Origin of the sequence: Mycobacterium genavense ATCC 51234 (assembly GCF_000526915.1) — a bacterium.
GTDB lineage: Bacteria > Actinomycetota > Actinomycetes > Mycobacteriales > Mycobacteriaceae > Mycobacterium > Mycobacterium genavense.
Map to the genome: position 1 here is coordinate 21,387 of NZ_JAGZ01000012.1, position 21,001 is coordinate 42,387.

The window sequence follows — 21,001 nt, forward strand, 5'->3', positions numbered from 1 at the left end:
CGGGGTGATCAGCGCAGACCTGCCCAACCAACAGGTTGGCCGGGAACCCCTGTTAGGGTGCACGTAGACGGACCCGAAACCCCATTTGCGAACAGGAAGTCGACATGTCCGAAGAAGCCTTCATCTACGACGCCATCCGCACACCCCGCGGCAAGCAACGCAACGGATCGCTCAACGAGGTCAAGCCACTGAACCTGGTCGTCGGCCTAATCGAGGAGCTGCGCCGGCGTTTTCCCGATCTCGACGAAAACCTGATCAGCGACGTTGTCCTCGGCTGCGTCTCGCCCGTGGGCGACCAGGGTGCCGATATCGCCCGGACCGCGGTGCTGGCCGCCGGCCTGCCCGACACCGTCGGCGGTGTGCAGCTCAACCGGTTCTGCGCTTCGGGCCTCGAAGCCGTCAACACCGCCGCCCAGAAGGTGCGCTCCGGCTGGGACGACCTGGTGCTGGCCGGTGGCGTCGAGTCGATGAGCCGGGTGCCGATGGGCTCCGACGGTGGCGCGATGTTCACCGACGTGCCATTCACCTACGACAACTACATCGCCCCGCAGGGCATCGGCGCTGATCTGATCGCCACCATCGAGGGCTTCAGCCGCGACGACGTGGACGCCTACGCGTTGCGCAGCCAGGCGCGCGCGGCCGCGGCCTGGTCGGGCGGCTACTTCGCCAAGTCGGTGGTACCGGTGCGGGACCAGAACGGCCTGGTGATCCTTGACCACGACGAGCACATGCGGCCTGAGACCACGATGGAGGGTCTGGCCAAGCTGAAGACCGCGTTCGACGGCATCGGCGAGATGGGTGGCTTTGACGACGTGGCGCTGCAGAAGTACCACTGGGTCGAGAAGATCAACCACGTGCACACCGGCGGCAACAGCTCCGGCATCGTCGACGGCGCGGCCCTGGTGCTCATCGGTTCCGAGGCCGCCGGCAAGTCGCAGGGCCTGACCCCGCGGGCCCGCATCGTGGCCACCGCCACCAGCGGCGCCGACGCGACGATCATGCTGACCGGCCCCACCCCCGCCACCCGGAAGGTGCTCGACCGCGCCGGCCTGACGGTCGACGACATCGACCTGTTCGAGCTCAACGAGGCATTCGCGTCGGTGGTGCTGAAGTTCCAGAAGGAGCTCAACATTCCCGACGAGATCCTCAACGTCAACGGCGGCGCCATCGCCATGGGCCACCCACTGGGCGCCACCGGCGCCATGATCCTGGGCACCATGGTCGACGAACTGGAGCGCCGTAACGCGCGCCGCGCGCTCGTCACGCTGTGCATCGGCGGCGGCATGGGCGTCGCCACCATCATCGAGAGGGTTTAAGACCATGGCAGAGAACACCATTCAGTGGGAGCAGGACGCCGACGGCATCGTCACCCTGACCATGGACGACCCCACCGGGTCGGCCAATGTGATGAACGAGCACTACGCGGAGTCGATGCACAAGGCCGTCGAACGCCTTGTGGCCGAGAAAGATTCAATTACCGGTGTGGTGATCACCAGCGCGAAGAAGATCTTCTTCGCCGGTGGGGACCTGAAGAGTATGATCAACCTCGGGCCCGAGGACGCCGGTGAAGCGTTCGACACCGTCGAAGCGGTCAAGCGCGACCTGCGGGCCCTCGAGACGCTCGGCAAGCCGGTGGTGGCCGCCATCAACGGCGCCGCTCTCGGCGGCGGTCTGGAGATCGCGCTGGCCTGTCACCACCGAATCGCGGCCGACGTCAAGGGAAGCCAGCTCGGACTGCCCGAGGTGACGCTGGGCCTGCTGCCCGGTGGTGGTGGGGTGGCCCGCACCGTGCGGATGTTCGGCATCCAGAACGCCTTCATGAACATCCTGTCGCAGGGCACCCGGTTCAAGCCGGACAAGGCCAAGGAGATCGGGCTCGTCGACGAACTCGTCGGCTCGGTCGAGGAGTTGGTGCCGGCGGCCAAGGCATGGATCAAGGCCAACTCCGATTCGCACACCCAGCCGTGGGATGCCAAGGGCTACAAGATGCCCGGCGGCACCCCGTCGTCCCCGGCACTGGCCGCCATCCTGCCGTCGTTCCCGGCGTTGCTGCGCAAGCAGCTCAAGGGCGCGCCGATGCCGGCGCCGCGCGCCATCCTGGCAGCGGCGGTCGAGGGCGCTCAGGTCGACTTCGACACGGCCAGCCGCATCGAGAGTCGGTACTTCGCTTCGCTGGTCACCGGTCAGGTCGCCAAGAACATGATCCAGGCGTTCTTCTTCGACCTGCAGCACATCAACGGCGGCGGCTCTCGCCCGGACGGCATCGAGCCGGTCAAGATCAACAAGATCGGGGTGCTGGGCGCCGGCATGATGGGCGCGGGCATCGCCTACGTCTCGGCCAAGGCCGGCTTCGACGTGGTGCTCAAGGACGTCAGCCTCGAGGCTGCGCAGAAGGGCAAGGGCTACTCGGAAAAGCTTGAGGCCAAAGCACTCGAGCGTGGCAAGACCACCGAAGAGAAGAGCAAGGCGCTGCTGGATCGCATCACGCCGTCCGCCGATGCCGCCGACTTCAAGGGCGTCGACTTCGTGATCGAGGCCGTGTTCGAGAACCAAGACCTCAAGCACAAGGTGTTCCAGGAGATCGAGGACATCGTCGAACCCAACGCGCTGCTCGGGTCGAACACCTCGACGCTGCCGATCACCGGTCTGGCGACCGGCGTCAAGCGGCAAGAAGACTTCATCGGAATCCACTTCTTCTCGCCGGTCGACAAGATGCCACTGGTCGAAATCATCAAGGGCGAGAAGACATCTGACGAAGTGCTGGCCCGGGTGTTCGACTACACGCTGGCCATCGGCAAGACCCCGATCGTCGTCAACGACAGCCGCGGCTTCTTCACCAGCCGGGTGATCGGCACGTTCGTGAACGAGGCGCTGGCGATGCTGGGCGAGGGCGTCGAGCCGGCCAGCATCGAGCACGCCGGTTCGCAGGCCGGCTACCCGGCGCCGCCGCTGCAGCTGTCCGACGAGCTCAACCTGGAGCTGATGCACAAGATCGCGCTGGCCACCCGCAAGGGCGTCGAGGACGCCGGCGGCACGTATGAGCGGCACCCGGCGGAGGCGGTCGTCGAGAAGATGATCGAGCTCGGCCGGCCGTCACGGTTGAAGGGCGCGGGTTTCTACGAGTACGTCGACGGCAAGCGCACCCGCCTGTGGCCGGGCCTGCGCGAGACGTTCAAATCGGGTTCCTCACAGCCGCCGTTGCAGGACATGATCGATCGCATGCTGTTCGCCGAGGCGCTCGAAACGCAGAAATGCCTGGACGAGGGCGTGCTGACGTCGACGGCCGACGCCAACATCGGCTCGATCATGGGAATCGGGTTCCCGCCGTACACCGGAGGTAGCGCGCAGTTCATCGTCGGCTACTCCGGCCCGGGCGGGACGGGCAAGGAAGCCTTCGTGGCCCGGGCTCGCGAGCTGGCGGCTAAGTACGGCGACCGCTACCTGCCGCCGGATTCTTTGACCTAGCCCAGGTTTGCTGCTTTAACGCGGGATCTCAGCTACTCTCCGGTCGGGGGTTTGGCACCACCTGACCGGAGAGTACGCAAATGCCCGACGTCGCCGCTCGCGCTGGCTCGAATATTCTGGGTCAGCTATCCCAATCTGGTCACGGGTAATGCGTTGCGGGACAAGGCGGTCATCGGGGCCGCGGGCCTGCCCGAAGCACGCTGGGGTAAGGAGACAATGGTGGGCAGGCTTGTGTCGGTGAACGTGGGCATGCCCACGAATGTCCAGTGGCGGGACAAGACCGTCTATACCGGGATCTGGAAGACGCCGGTCGAGGGGCCGGTCATGGTGCGACGCCTCAACATCGACGGCGACGGCCAAGGCGATCTCGGCGGACATGGCGGCGAGCAACGCGCCGTCATGGTGTACCAGACCGAGTCGTACGAGTTCTGGAAGCGCTACCTGAATCGCAACGATTTGAAGCCGGGTCACTTCGGTGAAAACTTCACCATCACCGGGCTGTCCGATTACGACGTGTGTATCGGCGACCGCTACCGAATCGGGAACGCCGAGTTCGAAGTCACCCAGCCTCGGGTCACCTGCTTCCGGGTCGGGCTGCGGCTCGGCGAACCGGAGAAGCCCAATCTCCTTGTCGCCCAGCATCGTCCGGGCTTCTACTTCCGCGTCATCACCGAGGGATGCATCCAGGCCGGTGACCGCATCGTGCGGACCCGGCGCGGGCGCCACCAGCTCAGCGTCGCCGACGTCGACGCGCTGCTGTATCTGCCGCACAAAGACACCGCAACGCTTCGCAAGATCGTCGATGTCCCGGCGCTGAGCCCGGGATGGCAGCAATCGTTCAACGACATGCTCGCGTCGGGACCGGACTCGGCGCCTGCCGCCGCAATAGAACCGGGGTGGAGCGGATTTCGGCCGCTGCGGGTGATCGCCATACATGCCGAGAGTTCGTCGGTGCTGTCGATCCGCTTCGAGGCCGACGACAATGCCGCGCTGCCGCCGCCCTTGCCGGGACAGTACCTGACAGTGCGAATTCCCGGAGCCGGCGATCCGGTGCCGCTGCGCAGCTACTCGCTCTCCGGAGATCCCGCGGCCGGCGACTACCGGATCAGCGTCAAGCGCGAAGAGTGCGGCTTGGTCAGTCGGTGGCTGCACGCGCACATTGATCCCGGCTCCGTCATCGCAGCTGCGGCCCCGCGCGGCGATTTCTACCTCACCGGCCGACGGCCGGCCGGTGGTCTTGATGTCCGCCGGCATCGGCATCACTCCGGTCTTGGCAATGCTGCATGCGCTCGCGGCCGCCCGCAGTACCCGTGAAGTCTGGTGGGTGCACACCTGTCGCAATCGCAAAACTCAGGCTTTCGCAGACGAAGTCGTGGAACTGATCGAGTCGTTGCCGCACGCGCGGCAGCAGGTGTTCTACACCGAGACGCAGGGGCGTCTGGACCAGTCGGCCATTGCCGCGCTGAGTTTACCGGCCGACGCCGCGGCATATCTTTGCGGCCCAACCCAATTCATGACCGATATGCGCGAGGCTTTGACGGTTGCGGGGCTCGACACCGCGCGTATCCACACCGAGCTGTTCGGTGCGCTACCCGCCATCAATCCCGGCGTCGTGGACGGGGCTGCGCGCCTACCGCCACACGTGCCGGCCGGGCCGCCGGGCACCGGGCCCTCAATCACCTTCGCGCGCAGCGGACTTACCGCGAACTGGTCCCCGGACTACGGCAACATCTTGGAGTTCGCCGAAGCGTGCGATGTGCCGACCCGGTTCTCCTGCCGAAGCGGTGTCTGCCATGTGTGCGAGACCGGCGTCGTCGCCGGGCCTACCCGGTATGTCCAGGAGCCGCTGGAGCCGCCCGCGCGCGGGACGGTGCTCGTCTGCTCGGCAACGCCGGACGGCGACCTGGTGCTGGACCTCTGACCGCGCGAAAGCCGTTGCGTCAGACGGTGGCCGACCGTTGACCGCCGGTTGCGTTCAATACCGCACCATTGACGTAGCTGGCATCGGCGGAGGCGAGGAAGACCGCCGCACCGGCGATCTCACTGGGCTCGGCCGGCCGGTTGAGCGCGGTGGCGGCGCCAACCGCTTCGAGCATGCCCGGGTAGACGGCGACACCAGGGGTGTCGGTCGGTCCGACGGCGATCGCGTTGACCCGGACTCCCGAGGAGCCGAACTCGTCTGCCCATACCCGCGTCAACAGTTCCAACCCGGCTTTGGTGGCTCCGTATATCCCCGCACCGCTGGCCGGAATTGATGCGGCGACAGTGCTCACATTCACCACCGTGCCGTGGCCGCGTTCGACCATCCCCGGTACCAACTTTTGGACCAAAATGTAGGGAGCGCGCAAATTCACATTCACGTGTTCGTCGAACGTCGAGTCATCGGTGTCGACGGTGGCGTTGAATTTGTAGATCCCGGCGTTGTTGGCCAAGATGTCGACCGGTCCGGCCTCGGCCGCCAGCCGTCGCACGTCGTCGGCGTTGTTCAGATCGGCGGAGACGAAACGTGCTTTGCCGCCGGCGTTTTCGATATCCTGGACGACCTTGGCGCCGCGTTCTGCACTACGGCCGTGCACCACAACTTCGGCGCCTCGCTCAGAAAGTTCCCGTGCGATCTCGCGGCCGATTCCGGACGTCGCGCCGGTGACCAATGCGGTCGACCCGGCCAATGTTGCTGCCATCGAACCCTGCCTTTGAAAGAGAAGTTCATTAACTCCGCTCTCAGCAGCGGTCCAGCGGCTTTTATTCCTAGGCGCCCAGGGCGACCGACGCCTCGGCGGTGTAGCACAGGAACGTCAGCGTCTCCTGCAGATACAGCTGCACGGTGTCGGCGTCGTGGTTGGTGTAGCCGATGGAGACGTCGGTGCCCAGTTGCAAATCGAAGTCACCGCCGCGAGTGGTCAGCACGAAGGCGCCGTCGATGGCGGGCGCCCAGATGATGTCGCCGTTCACCAGGCGTTTGATGTGCTCGAGGATCGGATAGCCGTGCTCGGTGGTTTCGCTGACCTTGGTGTAGACATCGCCGGACAGCAGCACCGAATAGGGGCCGTCGACACCGGCCAGCCGCAGCTCGGAAAGCGCCTGCGTGATGACGTCGGGAATCGCGCGAGGGTCGTCGGGCGACATCAGCGCCGGGTTCGAGCTGCAGTTGCGGATCCCTCGATGGACGCGGCGGGGTAACCCTCGAAGATGGCGCGGTCCTCGACGAACGCCAGTTTCTTGGCGGCGGCTTTGACCGGGTCCCAGTCGGAGCCCTGCGAGCCGCGCTCGACGTCGTCGATCTCGTCACGCGACAACGTGAATGGAACTCGCAGGCGGACAAGAGGTTTGCTGGCCCGCAGGTGCGCGATCACGCCGTCGGTGGGCGCCGCCACGTCCTGCAGGCGACCGGTGCTGACCGCGGCGGTGACCGGACCGCCGGGCTCGCTCACGTCGACGACCCGACGCCCCGCGATGTGCCGTTTGAACGTCCGCGTCGCCTCCAATTCGATTTCGGCCCATGCGGCGTCGGTGATCGGCGCTAGTTCGCGGTAAAGGTTGTTCTTCATCGAGGGGTTCCTTTCAGGTTGCCGATCGACAGTGCACCGTCGTTCGCGTCGGGTGGTTCGGGTCGCTCGGTCTCGAGCGGCGCGGGAAGGGGTGGTGGATCGTCGAGGAAATCGACGGTGGGGGAGAAGAACAGCCCGCCGGTGACGGCGGTGGAAAAGTCCAGGATGCGATCGGTGTTGCCGGGTGGATCGCCGATGAACATGTTGCGCAGCATCCGTTCGGTGACTTGCGGTGTGCGCGAATAGCCGATGTAGTACGTGCCGAACTCGCCGGCGCCGAGTTCGCCGAACGGCATGTTGTGCCGGACGATCTTCAGCTCGGTGCCGTCGTCGTCCTCGATGACGTTGAGCGCGACATGCGAATTGGCCGGCTTCACGTCGTCGTCGAGTTCGATGTCTTCCAGCTTGGTCCGGCCGATGACCAGTTCCTGCTCGGTCACTGACAGCGATTCCCAGGACGACATGTCGTGCAGGTATTTCTGCACGTGCACGTAGCACGAGCCGGCGAAGTCGGGGTCTTCGTCGCCGATTGTGGTGGCGCTCACCGCGATTGGTCCGTCCGGGTTTTCGGTGCCGTCGACAAAACCGAGCAGGTCGCGGTTGTCGAAGAACCGGAACCCGTGTACCTCGTCGACGACGGTGACCGCGCCGGCCATCGACTTGAGGATGCGGGCGGCCAGTTCGAAGCACACGTCCATCGTCTCGGCCCGAATGTGGAACAACAGGTCACCGGGAGTGGCCGGCGCGGTGTGGCGCGCTCCACTCAATTCGACGAATGGATGCAGTTCGGCGGGCTTCTTACTCGAGGGAGGCCCGCCGAACAACCGATCCCAGGCATCCGAGCCGATCGAGGTGATCACCGACAGGCGCTTGGTCGGGTCGCGAAAGCCGATGGCGCGCACCAGTCCCGAGATGTCGGGCAGCGCGCCGTGCACGGTCGCCTCGCCGCCGTCGTCGATGGTGACCACCAAAAAGATCGCGGCAGGCGTCAGCGGCGCGAGGATGGGTTGGGGCTGAACCGGAGGCACCCTGGTGACATTAGCGTGGCGACGGCGAGCGCAGGAAGTGCGCCAGCGCGAAGGCGCGCGGCCGGGCCCGGCGCGGACTGCCATGATGTTGGACATGTCGGCCAGCGCCGCAGGTCTCTGCGAATTCATCGACGCCTCACCGTCTCCGTTCCACGTCTGCGCCACGGTGGCCCGTCGCCTGCTCGCCGCCGGCTATACCGAGCTCCGTGAAACCGACCCCTGGCCCGGGGGACCGGGACGTTTTTTCACCGTGCGCGCGGGCTCGCTGGTGGCCTGGAACACCACCGGCCCCGACGGTGCCTTCCGGATCGTCGGGGCGCACACCGACAGCCCCAACCTGCGGGTCAAGCAGCATCCGGACCGGGCGGTTGCCGGTTGGCGGGTGGTGGCGCTGCAGCCCTACGGCGGAGCGTGGCTCAACTCGTGGCTGGACCGCGACCTGGGCATCAGCGGCCGGTTGTCGCTGCGGGACGGCTCCGGACTGGACCACCGGCTGATCCGGATCGACGATCCGGTCCTGCGGGTGCCGCAGCTCGCCATCCACCTCGCCGAGGACCGCAAATCGGTGAGCCTGGACCCGCAACGTCACCTCAACGCCGTCTGGGCCGTCGGCGACACACCGCGCGCCTTCGTCGATTACGTGGCCGAGCGCGCCGGGGTTGCGCCGGCCGACGTGTTGGCCGCGGACCTGATGACCCACGATCTGACCCCCGCGACGGTGCTCGGCGCCGACGACAGCCTGCTCAGCGCCCCCCGGCTGGACAACCAGGCCAGTTGCTACGCCGGGCTGGAGGCGTTGCTGAACGCCGAGCCGAGCGGCCACGTGGCGGTGCTGGTGCTGTTCGACCACGAGGAGGTCGGGTCGTCGTCGGATCACGGCGCGCAGTCCAACCTGCTGAGCACCGTGCTGGAACGCATCGTGCTCGCGGCCGGCGGCAGCCGGGAGGACTTCCTGCGGCGGCTGCCGGCCTCGGTATTGGCCTCGGCCGATATGGCGCACGCCACCCATCCGAACTATCCGGAGCGCCACGAGCCTTCCCACCTGATCGCGGTCAACGGCGGACCGGTGCTCAAGGTGCACCCCAATCTGCGCTACGCCACCGACGGGCGGACGGCGGCGGTGTTCGCGCTGGCCTGTGAGCAGGCCGGGGTGGCGATGCAGCGCTACGAGCATCGCGCCGACCTGCCGTGCGGTTCCACCATCGGGCCGCTGGCCTCGGCGCGCACCGGCATCCCCACCGTCGATGTCGGCACTCCTCAGCTCGCCATGCACTCCGCGCGCGAACTGATGGGCACCGACGACGTGGCGGCCTATTCCGCTGCGCTGCAAGCGTTTTTCTCGCCGCAATAGTTCCGCGGCTCCACCGGGCCTAGAGTCGATCGGTATGACGCTCAAAGTGGAGATGGTCACCTTCGACTGCGGCGATGCCGCGAAGCTAGCCAGTTGGTGGGCCGACCAGTTCGGCGGCACCACACAGGAATTGATTCCCGGTGAATTCGTCGCGGTGATGTGTCCGGACGGACCCCGGTTGGGATTTCGGAATGTGCCCGATCGCACGCCCGGAAAGAATCGGTTGCACCTCGATTTCGCCGCCGACGATGTCGACGGTGAGGTGTCGCGGCTGACCGCGGCGGGAGCCACCGAGCTGGGCCGGCACCAGTTCAGCGAGAACTTTCGCTGGGTGGTGCTGGCCGACCCGGAAGGCAACGCGTTCTGCGTGGCGGGTCAGTGATTCGATACGCCGTCAAACAGCGCGTCGAGGAGCCCGTCGAATCCGCCGCCCGCCGCCGTTTGCGTGAGCGCGTGGAAGAGCAGGGTGCCGACGACTGCTTGTGCGACGGCGTCGATGTCCGCGCCGGCACGGAGTTCGCCAGCGTCGACGGCTAGGCGCAGCCGCGTCGTCAATCCCGCGAGCTGCGGGGCGCTCAAATGCCGATAGAGGTCCTCGCCGTCGCCCGGGCGCGCGGCGGCCGCGGCAATGAGCGCGCGCACCAAGGCGGCGTTCGAGGGTTCGGCCAAGAACTCGGCATGCTCGGTCAGCCAGGTCCGCAGGTCGGCGCGGACGTCTCCGGTCTCGGCGACCGGGAACGAGCCCGATCCGCCGTAGGCCACCAGCACCGCTTCGGCGACCATCGGCGCCTTCGACGGCCATCGCCGGTAGAGAGTCTTTTTCCCGACGCCCGCGCGTGCCGCGACGCTTTCCATCGACAGTTCGGCGTAACTGCCCGCGGTGAGCAGTTCGCGGGTGGCATCCAGGATCACGTGATGCAGCCGGTTGTCGCGGGGCCGGCCGCCGCGCTCGGCGGGCAGTGGCGGCACCGGGTCGGGTTGGGCTACCTTCATCCTGCACAGTGTAGGAAACGACACGTGTCGTTTCTATGAAAGGACTCGTCAGGTGAGTGTGTCGGTGCCGAAGAACTGGGACGAGATCACGCTTCGAATGGATGTCGGCGGCACTGGCCGCGGACTTTCCCGGCGCCGAGGTGGACACGGTCTCCGTCGAGCTTCGTGACGACGGCACCAATCGCCGTGCCCGGTTAGGCCTCACCTATAGGGCCGGGGCGGGGCCGGCGACGGTCTTCGTCAAGGCCGCCGATCCCGCGCATAAGGCGCTGATCCGATTGACCAGTGGGATGTTCCACGAGCCGAGGCTGTTCACCTGCGGGGTGGATTTGCCGCTCGAGCATCCCGCCGTCTACACCGCGCTGATCGACGAGGCCGACTACGACTTCGTGCTGGTGATGGAAGATCTGCGCGCCCGAGGCGCCGATCCCCGCGACGGCAGCCGTCCGATGACCGTCGAGCAGGTTGCCACCGGTGTGCGCGGCCTGGCCCGCATGCACGGCAAATACTGGGGCGAACGGGTGCGCCGCGAGCCCGCGCTGGACTGGCTCGAGCCCTTCCTGACGTGGGAGGGCATGCAGGCGGCGCCGCTACCCGTCGCACTGGAAAGCCTCGGCGCCGACGCGCCCGCGTCCGTCATGTCGCTGACCATCGACGAGCTGATCGAGTCGAGCTGGAAGCCATACATCAGAACGCTGACCACCTCGCCGCAGACCCTGTTGCATGGCGACCCCTACATCGGTAACACCTACCTGCTGCCCAGCGGGGAGGTCGGGTTCCTGGACTGGCAGGTGGCCCGCCGGGGCAATTGGTCGCTGGACCTGGGCTACTTCCTGCAGGGCGCCCTGACCGTCGAGGATCGGCGCAACAGCGAGCGCGACCTGCTGGCCGAATATCGCGACTCGCTGGGCTTGCCCGCCGACGAGCTGCCCAGCGCCGAGGAGATCTGGCTGCGCTACCGGGCGTCCGTTGCGCACGGACTGACCCTGTGGCTGGTGACCGCCAGCGCCGGCGAGTGGCAACGCACCGACGTCTCGGTCCCACTGGCGCAGCGGTATTCGTTCGCCTACGCCGACCTCGATACCCCCTCGGCGCTGGCCGAGATCGGGGGCTGAGTTCAGCGCCGCGGTAGAAGCGGTGGGTCGTACCGGATCACGTTCTCCACCACCAGGCCGTCGCGAGTGCGCACCCGGTCGATCCCGCGGATCTGCAGCGGGCCGTCCGGCCCGGTGGCCCGGCCGATGTAGTGCAAGAACACCAGCTCCTCGCCCTCGGCGGAACCGGCTACCGTCGCGCTGTCGACGACCTCGAGCTGCAAATCCGGTGCGGCGTCGAGGATTTCGGCGATCTTCGCGGTGTATGCCTCGACCCCGCGGACCGGCTCCGGGTCGCCCGGCCAGTAACCGACGATGTCGTCGGCCAGAATGTCCAACCCGCGCGACAGGTCGGGTGCGGCCCAAAATGCCGCGAACAGTTCGGCGCTGAACTTGCGCGAAGCGGAAGCGATGTCGGTCATGATTCCCTCCTGGGGCAGACGCTCCGATTGAGCGCGTTCGCAGCAAGAGTGGCGCGGCGTGGCGCAGCAGCACAATTACCTCCGAGGTCATCGCCGCGGGTACCGATCGTGGCTACCGTGCGTGCGTGAGCCACCCGCCGGTCGGTGTTCTGTTGCGTGAATGGCGCACGCGTCGACGCGTCAGCCAGCTCGACCTGTCGCTGAGCGTGGGCGTCTCGGCGCGACATCTGAGCTTCATCCAGACCGGGCGCTCCCGCCCGAGTCCGGAGATGGTGCTCACGCTGGCCGAGGGCCTCGACATCCCGCTGCGGGAGCGCAACACGCTGCTGCTGGCGGCCGGGTTTGCCCCGCGCTACCAGTCGCGCCCGCTCGAGGACGCCGCCCTGTCCCCGGCCCGGGACGCCGTGCAACGCCTCCTCGATGCGCACCACCCATACCCGGGCGTGGTCATCGATCGGTGCTGGAACATCGTGGGCGCCAACGCCGCCGCGACTGCGCTCACGGCCGGCCTACCCGGGGAATTGCTCGGCCCGCCGGCCAACGTCTACCGGCTGTGCCTGCATCCCGACGGCCTGGCCGGGCGGCCCCTGAATTTCGGCGAATGGGCGGGCTACCTGCTGCACCAGTTGCAGCGCACGATCGCGCTGACCGGCGACCCTGCGGTGCAGGCCCTCGGCGACGAGGTACGCGAATACCCCGGCGTTGCCACGGCCGCCAAACCGTGGGGCACGCCGTCGGACGGCGCGTCGCTGCTCGTTCCGGTGGTGCTCGATGCCGGCGGCGGTCAGCGGCTGTCGATGTTCACCACGCTGACGACCTTCGGGACTCCGCTGGATGTCACGCTCGCCGAATTGGCCGTCGAGTTGTTCTATCCGGCCGACGCCGAAAGTGCCCGCCTGCTGCGCGGCGAGTAGCTCCTCGGATGCGGATCTGAGGTTCGTTGCCATCCGCGATTCGGCGAACCGGAGCCGAACGGCCCGGGACCCTAGACTGTGTGCGTGACTGTCTCAGGAGCGGGCGCCCGCACTCACGTGGCCGACACCGTCGAACATGCGGCCGCCACCCCCGACCAGCCGCAGCCCTTCGCTGAATTGGGTCTCAAAGACGACGAGTACCAGCGGATTCGCGAGATCCTGGGGCGCCGGCCCACCGACACCGAGCTGGCCATGTACTCGGTGATGTGGAGCGAGCACTGCTCGTACAAGTCGTCGAAGGTGCACCTGCGCTACTTCGGCGAGACCACCACCGACGAGATGCGCGCGGGCATGCTGGCCGGCATCGGCGAGAACGCGGGCGTCGTCGACATCGGCGACGGCTGGGCCGTCACGTTCAAGGTCGAGTCACACAACCACCCGTCCTATGTCGAGCCCTACCAGGGTGCGGCCACCGGCGTGGGCGGCATCGTGCGCGACATCATGGCCATGGGTGCCCGGCCGGTCGCCGTGATGGATCAACTGCGGTTCGGTCCCGCCGAGGCGCCCGACACCCGCCGCGTGCTCGACGGCGTGGTCCGCGGTATCGGCGGTTACGGTAACTCGCTGGGCCTGCCCAACATCGGCGGGGAGACGGTCTTCGACGCGTCGTATGCGGGCAATCCGTTGGTCAACGCGCTGTGCGTGGGGGTGCTGCGCAAGGAGGACCTGCACCTGGCATTCGCCTCGGGAACCGGCAACAAGATCATCCTGTTCGGTGCGCGCACCGGCCTGGACGGGATCGGCGGGGTGTCCGTGCTGGCGTCGGAGACCTTCGGCGGCGACGAGGGCGACGGCCCCGGCCGCAAGAAGCTGCCCTCGGTACAGGTCGGCGACCCGTTCACCGAGAAGGTGCTCATCGAGTGCTGCCTGGAGCTGTACGCGGCCGGCTTGGTGATCGGCATCCAGGATCTCGGTGGTGCCGGATTATCCTGTGCCACTTCAGAACTCGCATCGGCCGGTGACGGCGGCATGCAAGTCGAACTGGACAGCGTCCCGTTGCGGGCGGCCAATATGACCCCCGCCGAGATCCTGTCCAGCGAGTCCCAGGAGCGGATGTGTGCGGTGGTCGCTCCGGAGAATGTCGACGCCTTCCTGGCGGTGTGCCGCAAGTGGGAGGTGCTGGCGACCGTCATCGGCGAGGTCACCGACGGTGATCGGCTGCGCATCACCTGGCACGGCCAGACCGTGGTCGACGTGCCGCCGCGCACCGTTGCCCATCAGGGGCCGGTCTACGAGCGTCCGGTGGCGCGCCCGGAGTCGCAGGACGCGTTGAATGCCGACAGCTCGGCCAAGCTGCCCCGGCCGACCACCGGTGCCGAACTGCGCGCGACTTTGCTTGCGCTGCTGGGCAGCCCGCACCTGTGCAGCCGGGCATTCATCACCGAGCAATACGACCGGTACGTGCGCGGCAACACCGTGCTGGCCGAGCACGCCGACGGCGGAGTGCTGCGCATCGACGAGGTCACCGGCCGTGGTATCGCGCTGTCGACCGACGCTTCGGGGCGCTACACCAAGCTGGACCCCTACACCGGAGCCCAGCTGGCGCTGGCCGAGGCCTACCGCAACGTCGCGGCCACCGGGGCCGTGCCGGTCGCGGTGACCAACTGCCTCAACTTCGGTTCGCCCGAAGATCCCGGGGTGATGTGGCAGTTCTCGCAAGCGGTTCGGGGGCTCGCCGATGGCTGTGTGGCCCTGGGGATTCCAGTGACAGGCGGAAACGTCAGCTTCTACAACCAGACCGGAACGGTCGCCATCTTGCCGACACCGGTGGTCGGCGTGCTGGGCGTGATCGACGACGTCGACCGGCGCATCCCGACCGCCCTGGGCACCGACCCGGGGGAGTCCCTGTTGCTTCTCGGCGACACCCGCGACGAGCTCGACGGGTCCATCTGGGCCCAGGTAACCGGCGATCACCTCGGTGGGTTGCCGCTGGCGGTCGACCTGCAGCGGGAGAAGCTGCTGGCCGAGGTGCTCAGCGCGGCATCGCGCGACGGGCTGGTGACCGCGGCCCATGACCTGTCCGAGGGGGGGCTGGCCCAGGCCATCGTGGAATCGGCGCTGGCAGGTGAAACCGGTTGCCGCATAGTGCTTCCCGAGGGCAGTGACCCGTTCGTGACGCTGTTCTCCGAGTCGGCGGGCCGCATGCTCGTGGCGGTGCCGCGCACCGAGGAAAGCCGGTTTCGGTCCATGTGCGAGGCGCGCGGGCTTCCTGCCGTCCGCATCGGCGTCGTCGACCAGGACTCGGACGCGGTCGAGTTTCAAGACCTGTTCACGGTATCACTGGCCGAACTGCGCGCGACATCCGAAGCGGTGCTGCCGCGATTCTTCGGCTGAGCCACGTTATCCCGCGTGTACCCGATCCGGTTGGTCGGGGACGACGCTGCCGTCGGGTCGTAGCAGCGGTGCCCGGCCGCCGTCGGGAGTGTCGAAACCCTGTGTCGCACAAGGGTAGGGCGGACGCGCACCCAATGGGTTGGTGAACATCGGGTTGACCAGCCATTGCCCGTCGGAATTGGCGTAGGCCCGGCACATCAACTCGATCTGGTTGCGATTGATCACCAGGCGCAGCGCGGTCGCGTCCGCGGTGAAGGTGACGTCTCCGTCGGAGTCGCCGGCCCCGAACACCTGGCGCCGCGGCTCGGCCGACTGGTCGAACGCCGACGGCCCCTGGATGCCGAACACCTGCTCGTTGATCCGGCAGCGCTTGCCCTCGTTGAAGGGAATCGACGGCTCGCCACCGCAGGACGCCAATCGGGAGGTCAGAACGTCGCCGTCGTGCTCGGTGCGGGTGCCCATCACGTGGTCGGCGGCGATGCCGAGATCGGCGGCCCAGACTCGTACCACCGGCTCGGGCGAAGCGGAGGCGATACGCACGTCAAATCCGTTGGCCTGCAGGGTAGCAACCAGATCCCGCATCTGGTTGTAATAGCGCACCCACCCGACTTGGCGGGTGCTGCCCACCTGCTGTTCGGCGCCCTCGGGTGCCTCGAGGTTTTCTCGCCGGGCCGCTGCGGCGAATCCGGTGATGTCGGCCTCGGTCCAGCCGGCCAGCAGTTGCGACCCCCAGGCGGCGGAGGGATTGATGCGTCGGTGGTTGTAGCCGGCGAATGCCGCTGCGCCGGTGCGGATCTGACGATCGCTGGCTATCGAGACCAGCTCGTCGGCGCATCCGGTGTTGGTTCCCGTCGGCAGCGGCTCACCCGGAGGGTCAGCGTGCCGCACGCGGATGCCAGTTCCGCGGCGGCCGGCGCGGTGAGGTATTGGCTTGTCTCGCTCCAATTTCCACCGGGCGGTTGACGCACCTTGGAGTTGCGCACCATCCAGAAGAAGGTGGCCTCGCCGCCGTCGTTTTTCACCATCGTGTTGTCCCAATCGAACACCGCCAGTGGCGGGTCGTCCGCCTCGGGTTCCAGCTTGCCGCAGCTGCCGAGGTGACCGATCATCGCGTTGAGCCGGTCACGGTTGTCGCCATACCAACCCGGATCGGCGGCCAGCGTGCGACAGCCGTTGTCGCTGGCGTCGCCTTCGCGATGGTCGCCGGAGTCGCCACACCCCGAAACCGACAGCGCCAGCGCGGCGATCGCGAATGCCGTGAGTCGACGAGCGACGGCCGCCGCCCGGTGGGCAGCCAAGCGTGCGATGGTCATTTGTGTCTTTCAGCTCGCTCTTCAGGGGTTGCCCGTGTTGTCGCCCAGTTGGCGGCCCCACACATACTCCACGGCAACCGGTGAACCGACCTCAAAGTGGTTGTAGGGGGCCACGCTCGCGCCGGTGTCCATGACGAGCATCGGAGCGGGCCACAGTTCGCGGGTGATCGATTGTCAGCAGCCCGGGCGTCCGCCGGGGCCGCCCCTGGCGTTGGTCCGAGGCAGGTTTTCGGGGTAGGTGTACGGGTTGGGCGCGCCCCCGATCGAGCCCGACGAGTGGGCTCCCAGCGCGTATCCGTTGTCACCGAGTGCGACGTGAAGCTTGGGTGCGACTTGGTTGAAATTGCGGATGGTGCAAAAGATTTCGGGGCTGTACTCGTCCAGCAGCTGGGCGGTGGGAACGAGATCGCCAGCGCTACGCGCCAGGTAGGGGCCGGCTCGGCCGAACAGGTCGGCGCCGCTGCTGCCCAAGCCCGCGGTCGCCAGCAATGCCGCATCCAGATCTCCTTGCTGCCGGTTGAGCGTCCGCGCGGTGGTCACCGCCTGGTCGAGCGCGTCCCACAGGTCCGGCGCGGCGTCGGCGTAAGTGTCGCCCAGCGCTGCCAGCCGCGCCAAGTCGAGGTGAATCATCGGCAGCTGCGGGTTGACGTCGTCGAGGATCGCGTTGCCGTTAAGCAGCGAGGCGCCGAATTTCTCGCCCAGCCCGGCCAGCGCCTGTGCCGCGGCGGACAGCGTCAGGTTCACCTTGACCGGATCGATCTTCTCGGTGATCGAGGTCAGCGTTTCGAACAAGGTGTTGAACTCGGTCGTCACCGTCGTCGCGTCGATCACCATCGAGGGTGTAATCGATTGTGGTACAGGTGTTTTCGGCGACGACAAGGCAACGTACTTGTTGCCGAACACGGTGTTGGCCTTCACCTCGGCCGCCACGTTGGCCGGAATCATGCTGACGTACTTCGGCGTCACGTCCAGCACCACTTTGGTGGCCGGCTTGCGGTCCCGGGTGATCTCGGAAATACCGTCCACCCGGCCGATCTCGACGCCGTTGTAGGTGACCTTGGTGCCGGGGTCCATCACCAGGCCCGCGCGCGGGGCCACCAGGGTCAACTTCGTCCTCGGTGTGAAGTCCCCGCGAAATTGCGTGTACAAGACCAACCCGAGGAGCCCCATGACCACGATCGTCACGAGGCCCACGGTCTTATACGGGGGCCCGCTTCGCGGATCCATGATTCTGAGACCCTAGGGTATGGCCGCCCGTGATAGTGCTGATCCGGCCAAGACACGTAAGGTCCTTACTACCGTGGCGGACTGGTTGCGCGACGAAACCCGTCCGGCACCCGACCGCGCCACGCTGGCGACCGCGGTGCGCCTCACCGCGCGCACCCTGGCCGCGCTGGCGCCCGGTGCCAGCGTCGAGGTGCGGATCCCACCGTTCGCCGCGGTGCAATGCGTGGCCGGGCCCAAACACACCCGCGGTACCCCACCCAACGTCGTGGAGACCGATCCGCGGACCTGGCTGCTGCTGGCCACCGGACGGGTGGCGCTCGCCGACGCGAAAGCCGCCGGATCACTGACGTTGTCGGGCGCCGGCGCGGGTGAAATTGACCACTGGCTGCCCCTGTTCGACGTGGGCTGAAGATAACCCTGAACTGCAGGTTTAGGGTGGCACGCCGATAATTTCCGGGTTCAACACGCCCGACGGGTTCGTCCGCGGGGCTTACGTGCCCGTAAACTTCGAGGCGTCACTACTCCTCGCTAGGGAGCCGCCCGTGACCACCGTAGGACCAGCAGGATCAGACGCATCCGAGCAGGACCTGAACGCGCCCCGCGAAGAGTGCGGTGTATTCGGGGTCTGGGCCCCGGGTGAGGAAGTCGCCAAACTCACCTACTACGGCCTCTACGCGCTGCAGCATCGCGGCCAGGAAGCCGCCGGTATCGCTGTCGCCGACGGATCCCAGGTGCTGGTGTTCAAGGACCTCGGCCTGGTCAGCCAGGTGTTCGATGAGCAGACGCTGGCCGCCATGCAGGGCCACGTCGCGATCGGGCACTGCCGGTACTCCACCACCGGCGACACCACCTGGGAAAACGCCCAGCCGGTGTTCCGCAACACCGCCGCCGGCACCGGGGTTGCCTTGGGACACAACGGGAACCTGGTCAACACCGCCGAACTCGCCGCACGCGCGCGGGACGCGGGGCTGATCGCCAAGCGCGCCCCGGCCCCGGCAACGACGGACTCCGACATCCTGGGCGCGCTGCTCGCCCACGGCGCGGCCGACTCCACCCTGGAGCAGGCGGCGCTGGAACTGCTGCCGACCGTGCGCGGGGCCTTCTGCCTGACGTTCATGGACGAGAACACGCTGTACGCCTGCCGCGATCCCTACGGGGTGCGGCCGCTTTCGCTCGGACGCCTGGACCGCGGCTGGGTGGTGGCCTCCGAGACGGCCGCGCTCGACATCGTCGGCGCCTCGTTCGTCCGCGACATCGAGCCGGGTGAATTGCTGGCCATCGACGCCGACGGCGTGCGCTCCACCCGCTTCGCCAACCCCACCCCGAAGGGCTGCGTCTTCGAATACGTGTACTTGGCCCGGCCGGACAGCACGATCGGCGGACGGTCGGTGCACGGCGCCCGGGTGGAGATCGGTCGCCGGCTGGCTCGCGAATGCCCGGTGGACACCGACCTGGTGATCGGCGTGCCGGAATCGGGCACCCCGGCCGCGGTCGGATACGCGCAAGAGTCCGGTATCCCGTACGGGCAGGGCCTGATGAAGAACGCCTACGTCGGGCGGACATTCATTCAGCCGTCCCAGACGATCCGGCAGCTGGGTATCCGGCTCAAGCTCAACCCGCTCAAAGAGGTGATCCGCGGCAAGCGGCTCATCGTCGTGGACGACTCGATCGTGCGGGGCAACACGCAGCGCGCGTTGTTGCGCATGCTGCGCGAGGCCGGCGCCGTCGAGGTGCATGTGCGGATCGCCTCGCCGCCGGTGAAGTGGCCGTGTTTCTACGGCATCGACTTCCCGTCGCCGGCCGAATTGATCGCCAACGCCGTCGAGGACGAGGCGGAAATGCTCGAGGCGGTGCGACACGCCATCGGCGCCGACACGCTGGGTTACCTCTCGCTGCGCGGCATGATCGCCGCGACCGAGCAGCCGGCCTCCCGGCTATGCGCCGCCTGCTTCGACGGCAAGTATCCGATCGAGCTGCCGAGCGAATCCGCACTGGGCAAGAACGTTATTGAGCACATGCTCGCCAACGCGGCGCGCGGTGCAGAGCTCGGCGATGTTGCCGCCGACGAGGTTCCGGTCAACCACTGATCGGGTCCTTCAAAGACGTTTGATGCCGGCGGGAAGCGCCTACCGGTAGCCTTTATCGCGATGACGGATCCCGCAAAAAGCCCAGGAGCAGAACCGGGCAGCCAGGGCATTACTTACGCGTCGGCCGGGGTGGATATTGATGCCGGTGACCGCGCGGTCGATCTGTTCAAGCCGCTGGTGGCCAAGGCCACCAGACCCGAGGTGCGCGGCGGGCTTGGGGGATTCGCCGGATTGTTCGCGCTGCGGGGCGACTACCGCGAACCGGTGCTCGCGGCCTCCAGCGACGGCGTCGGCACCAAACTGGCGGTCGCGCAGGCGATGGACAAGCACGACACCGTCGGCCTGGACCTGGTGGCCATGGTGGTCGACGACCTCGTGGTCTGCGGCGCCGAGCCGCTGTTCGTGCAGGACTACATCGCCGTCGGCCGCACGGTGCCCGAACGGGTGGCCGCGATCGTCGGCGGCATCGCCGAGGGATGCATGCGGGCCGGTTGTGCGCTGCTGGGCGGCGAGACCGCCGAACACCCCGGTTTGATGGAACCGGACCACTACGACATCGCCGCGACGGGTGTCGGCGTGGTCGAGGCCGACGACATCCTGGGGCCCGAACGGGTCAAACCCGGCGACGTCATCATCGCGATGGGATCCTCGGGCCTGCATTCCAACGGATATTCGCTGGCGCGCAGCGTCCTGCTGGAGATCGACCGGATGAACCTGGCCGGCTACGTGGAGGAATTCGGTCGCACGCTGGGCGAAGAGTTGCTCGAGCCCACCCGGATCTACGCCAAGGACTGCCTGGCGCTGGCCGCCGAAACCCATGTCCGCACGTTCTGCCACGTCACTGGCGGCGGACTGGCGGGCAACCTGCAGCGCGTGATCCCGCACGGGTTGACGGCCGAGGTGGACCGCGGCACCTGGACGCCGGCGCCAGTGTTTGCGATGATCGCCCAGCGCGGGCGTATCTCCCGCGAGGAGATGGAAAAGACCTTCAACATGGGCGTGGGCATGATCGCCGTCGTCGCCCCCGAAGACACCGACCGTGCGTTGGCGATATTGACTGCGCGGCACCTGGACTGCTGGGTGTTGGGCACGATCTGCAAAGGCGGAAAAGACGGCCCGCGCGCGAAACTGGTTGGGCAGCACCCGAGGTTTTAAGGGCCCGCGC

Annotated in this window: 15 protein-coding genes and 4 pseudogenes; 11 read left to right on the top strand and 8 right to left on the bottom strand. The window is 67.3% G+C overall.

Annotated elements, in window-relative coordinates; translation table 11 throughout:
* Nucleotides 1-104 precede the first annotated feature (104 nt).
* The 3 genes and pseudogenes from T428_RS0120725 (at nt 105) to T428_RS29910 (ending at nt 5,386) form a co-directional block, all read left to right on the top strand.
* The gene (locus T428_RS0120725; protein WP_025737987.1) at nt 105-1,316 is read left to right on the top strand and encodes an acetyl-CoA C-acetyltransferase; all 1,212 of its coding nucleotides are present in this window, start codon (nt 105-107) and stop codon (nt 1,314-1,316) included.
* A gap of 4 nt (nt 1,317-1,320) precedes the next feature.
* Nucleotides 1,321-3,465: a 3-hydroxyacyl-CoA dehydrogenase NAD-binding domain-containing protein gene (locus tag T428_RS0120730; protein WP_025737988.1), complete on the top strand. Its 2,145-nt coding sequence runs from the start codon at nt 1,321-1,323 to the stop codon at nt 3,463-3,465.
* Nucleotides 3,466-3,684: 219 nt separating this feature from the next.
* Nucleotides 3,685-5,386 (top strand): annotated as a pseudogene (locus T428_RS29910) (MOSC domain-containing protein).
* A gap of 19 nt (nt 5,387-5,405) precedes the next feature.
* On the opposite strand, the gene T428_RS0120740 reads toward T428_RS29910, so the two are convergent.
* The 3 genes and pseudogenes from T428_RS0120740 to T428_RS0120750 all read right to left on the bottom strand — a co-directional run bounded on the left by T428_RS0120740 (nt 5,406) and on the right by T428_RS0120750 (nt 8,041).
* Complete coding sequence (locus T428_RS0120740; RefSeq protein WP_025737989.1) at nt 5,406-6,146, bottom strand: SDR family NAD(P)-dependent oxidoreductase; 741 nt, start codon at nt 6,144-6,146, stop codon at nt 5,406-5,408.
* 67 nt (nt 6,147-6,213) lie between these two features.
* A pseudogene (locus tag T428_RS29915) lies at nt 6,214-7,013 on the bottom strand (family 1 encapsulin nanocompartment shell protein).
* A complete protein-coding gene (locus T428_RS0120750; protein WP_025737990.1) occupies nt 7,010-8,041 on the bottom strand; it encodes a Dyp-type peroxidase in 1,032 nt (343 codons plus the stop codon). The pseudogene T428_RS29915 and the gene T428_RS0120750 overlap by 4 nt, the downstream one beginning before the upstream one ends.
* 94 nt (nt 8,042-8,135) lie before the next feature.
* Between T428_RS0120750 and T428_RS0120755 the strand changes: the two genes are divergently transcribed.
* Together T428_RS0120755 and T428_RS0120760 are read left to right on the top strand one after the other, a co-directional pair.
* Nucleotides 8,136-9,392, top strand: a complete 1,257-nt coding sequence (locus tag T428_RS0120755) for a M18 family aminopeptidase (protein ID WP_084298826.1) — start codon at nt 8,136-8,138, stop codon at nt 9,390-9,392.
* A 34-nt stretch (nt 9,393-9,426) separates the two neighbouring features.
* Entirely contained in the window at nt 9,427-9,774 is a 348-nt protein-coding gene (locus tag T428_RS0120760; RefSeq protein ID WP_025737992.1) for a VOC family protein, read from the top strand.
* Here T428_RS0120760 and T428_RS0120765 read toward each other — a convergent pair.
* A complete protein-coding gene (locus T428_RS0120765) occupies nt 9,768-10,352 on the bottom strand; it encodes a TetR/AcrR family transcriptional regulator C-terminal ligand-binding domain-containing protein (RefSeq protein WP_025737993.1) in 585 nt (194 codons plus the stop codon). The two genes, T428_RS0120760 and T428_RS0120765, sit on opposite strands and share 7 nt — an antisense overlap.
* 85 nt (nt 10,353-10,437) lie before the next feature.
* On the opposite strand from T428_RS0120765, the pseudogene T428_RS29920 reads away from it, so the two are divergent.
* Nucleotides 10,438-11,500: pseudogene (locus tag T428_RS29920) on the top strand (phosphotransferase).
* Nucleotides 11,501-11,502: 2 nt separating this feature from the next.
* Here T428_RS29920 and T428_RS0120775 read toward each other — a convergent pair.
* Nucleotides 11,503-11,901, bottom strand: coding sequence for a nuclear transport factor 2 family protein (locus tag T428_RS0120775; RefSeq protein ID WP_025737994.1), 399 nt, complete (start codon nt 11,899-11,901; stop codon nt 11,503-11,505).
* Between the two features lie 125 nt (nt 11,902-12,026).
* On the opposite strand from T428_RS0120775, the gene T428_RS0120780 reads away from it, so the two are divergent.
* Nucleotides 12,027-12,815 carry a helix-turn-helix domain-containing protein gene (locus tag T428_RS0120780; protein WP_025737995.1) on the top strand — a complete coding sequence of 263 codons (789 nt, stop codon included), beginning with the start codon at nt 12,027-12,029 and terminating at the stop codon, nt 12,813-12,815.
* A 117-nt stretch (nt 12,816-12,932) separates the two neighbouring features.
* Entirely contained in the window at nt 12,933-15,209 is a 2,277-nt protein-coding gene (gene purL / locus T428_RS0120785) for a phosphoribosylformylglycinamidine synthase subunit PurL (protein WP_169733687.1), read from the top strand.
* Between the two features lie 6 nt (nt 15,210-15,215).
* Here the strand turns inward: purL and T428_RS29925 are convergent, their stop codons facing one another.
* The 3 genes and pseudogenes from T428_RS29925 to T428_RS29930 form a co-directional block, all read right to left on the bottom strand.
* On the bottom strand, nt 15,216-16,097 hold the full coding sequence (locus tag T428_RS29925) for an HAD family hydrolase (protein ID WP_342666357.1): 882 nt from the start codon (nt 16,095-16,097) through the stop codon (nt 15,216-15,218).
* The gene (locus T428_RS35860; RefSeq protein WP_342666358.1) at nt 16,019-16,522 is read right to left on the bottom strand and encodes a hypothetical protein; all 504 of its coding nucleotides are present in this window, start codon (nt 16,520-16,522) and stop codon (nt 16,019-16,021) included. The genes T428_RS29925 and T428_RS35860 overlap by 79 nt, the downstream gene beginning before the upstream one ends.
* Nucleotides 16,523-16,543: 21 nt before the next feature.
* Nucleotides 16,544-17,749: pseudogene (locus T428_RS29930) on the bottom strand (MCE family protein).
* 19 nt (nt 17,750-17,768) lie between these two features.
* Here T428_RS29930 and T428_RS0120800 point away from each other — a divergent pair.
* The 3 genes from T428_RS0120800 (at nt 17,769) to purM (ending at nt 20,991) form a co-directional block, all read left to right on the top strand.
* The gene (locus tag T428_RS0120800; protein WP_025737997.1) at nt 17,769-18,158 is read left to right on the top strand and encodes a sterol carrier family protein; all 390 of its coding nucleotides are present in this window, start codon (nt 17,769-17,771) and stop codon (nt 18,156-18,158) included.
* 133 nt (nt 18,159-18,291) lie between these two features.
* On the top strand, nt 18,292-19,836 hold the full coding sequence (gene purF, locus T428_RS29935) for an amidophosphoribosyltransferase (protein ID WP_051465305.1): 1,545 nt from the start codon (nt 18,292-18,294) through the stop codon (nt 19,834-19,836).
* 60 nt (nt 19,837-19,896) lie between these two features.
* The gene (gene purM / locus T428_RS0120810) at nt 19,897-20,991 is read left to right on the top strand and encodes a phosphoribosylformylglycinamidine cyclo-ligase (RefSeq protein WP_025737998.1); all 1,095 of its coding nucleotides are present in this window, start codon (nt 19,897-19,899) and stop codon (nt 20,989-20,991) included.
* Nucleotides 20,992-21,001: the final 10 nt, after the last annotated feature.

Bases quoted from the DNA above. Each gene is read 5' to 3' on its own strand.
- T428_RS0120755 (WP_084298826.1), top strand. From the start codon at position 8,136: ATGTCGGCCAGCGCCGCAGGTCTCTGCGAATTCATCGACGCCTCACCG.
- purM (WP_025737998.1), top strand. From the start codon at position 19,897: ATGACGGATCCCGCAAAAAGCCCAGGAGCAGAACCGGGCAGCCAGGGC.
- T428_RS0120740 (WP_025737989.1), bottom strand. From the start codon at position 6,146: ATGGCAGCAACATTGGCCGGGTCGACCGCATTGGTCACCGGCGCGACG.
- T428_RS0120800 (WP_025737997.1), top strand. From the start codon at position 17,769: ATGGCCGCCCGTGATAGTGCTGATCCGGCCAAGACACGTAAGGTCCTT.
- T428_RS0120775 (WP_025737994.1), bottom strand. From the start codon at position 11,901: ATGACCGACATCGCTTCCGCTTCGCGCAAGTTCAGCGCCGAACTGTTC.
- T428_RS0120760 (WP_025737992.1), top strand. From the start codon at position 9,427: ATGACGCTCAAAGTGGAGATGGTCACCTTCGACTGCGGCGATGCCGCG.
- T428_RS0120730 (WP_025737988.1), top strand. From the start codon at position 1,321: ATGGCAGAGAACACCATTCAGTGGGAGCAGGACGCCGACGGCATCGTC.
- T428_RS0120725 (WP_025737987.1), top strand. From the start codon at position 105: ATGTCCGAAGAAGCCTTCATCTACGACGCCATCCGCACACCCCGCGGC.
- T428_RS35860 (WP_342666358.1), bottom strand. From the start codon at position 16,522: ATGACCATCGCACGCTTGGCTGCCCACCGGGCGGCGGCCGTCGCTCGT.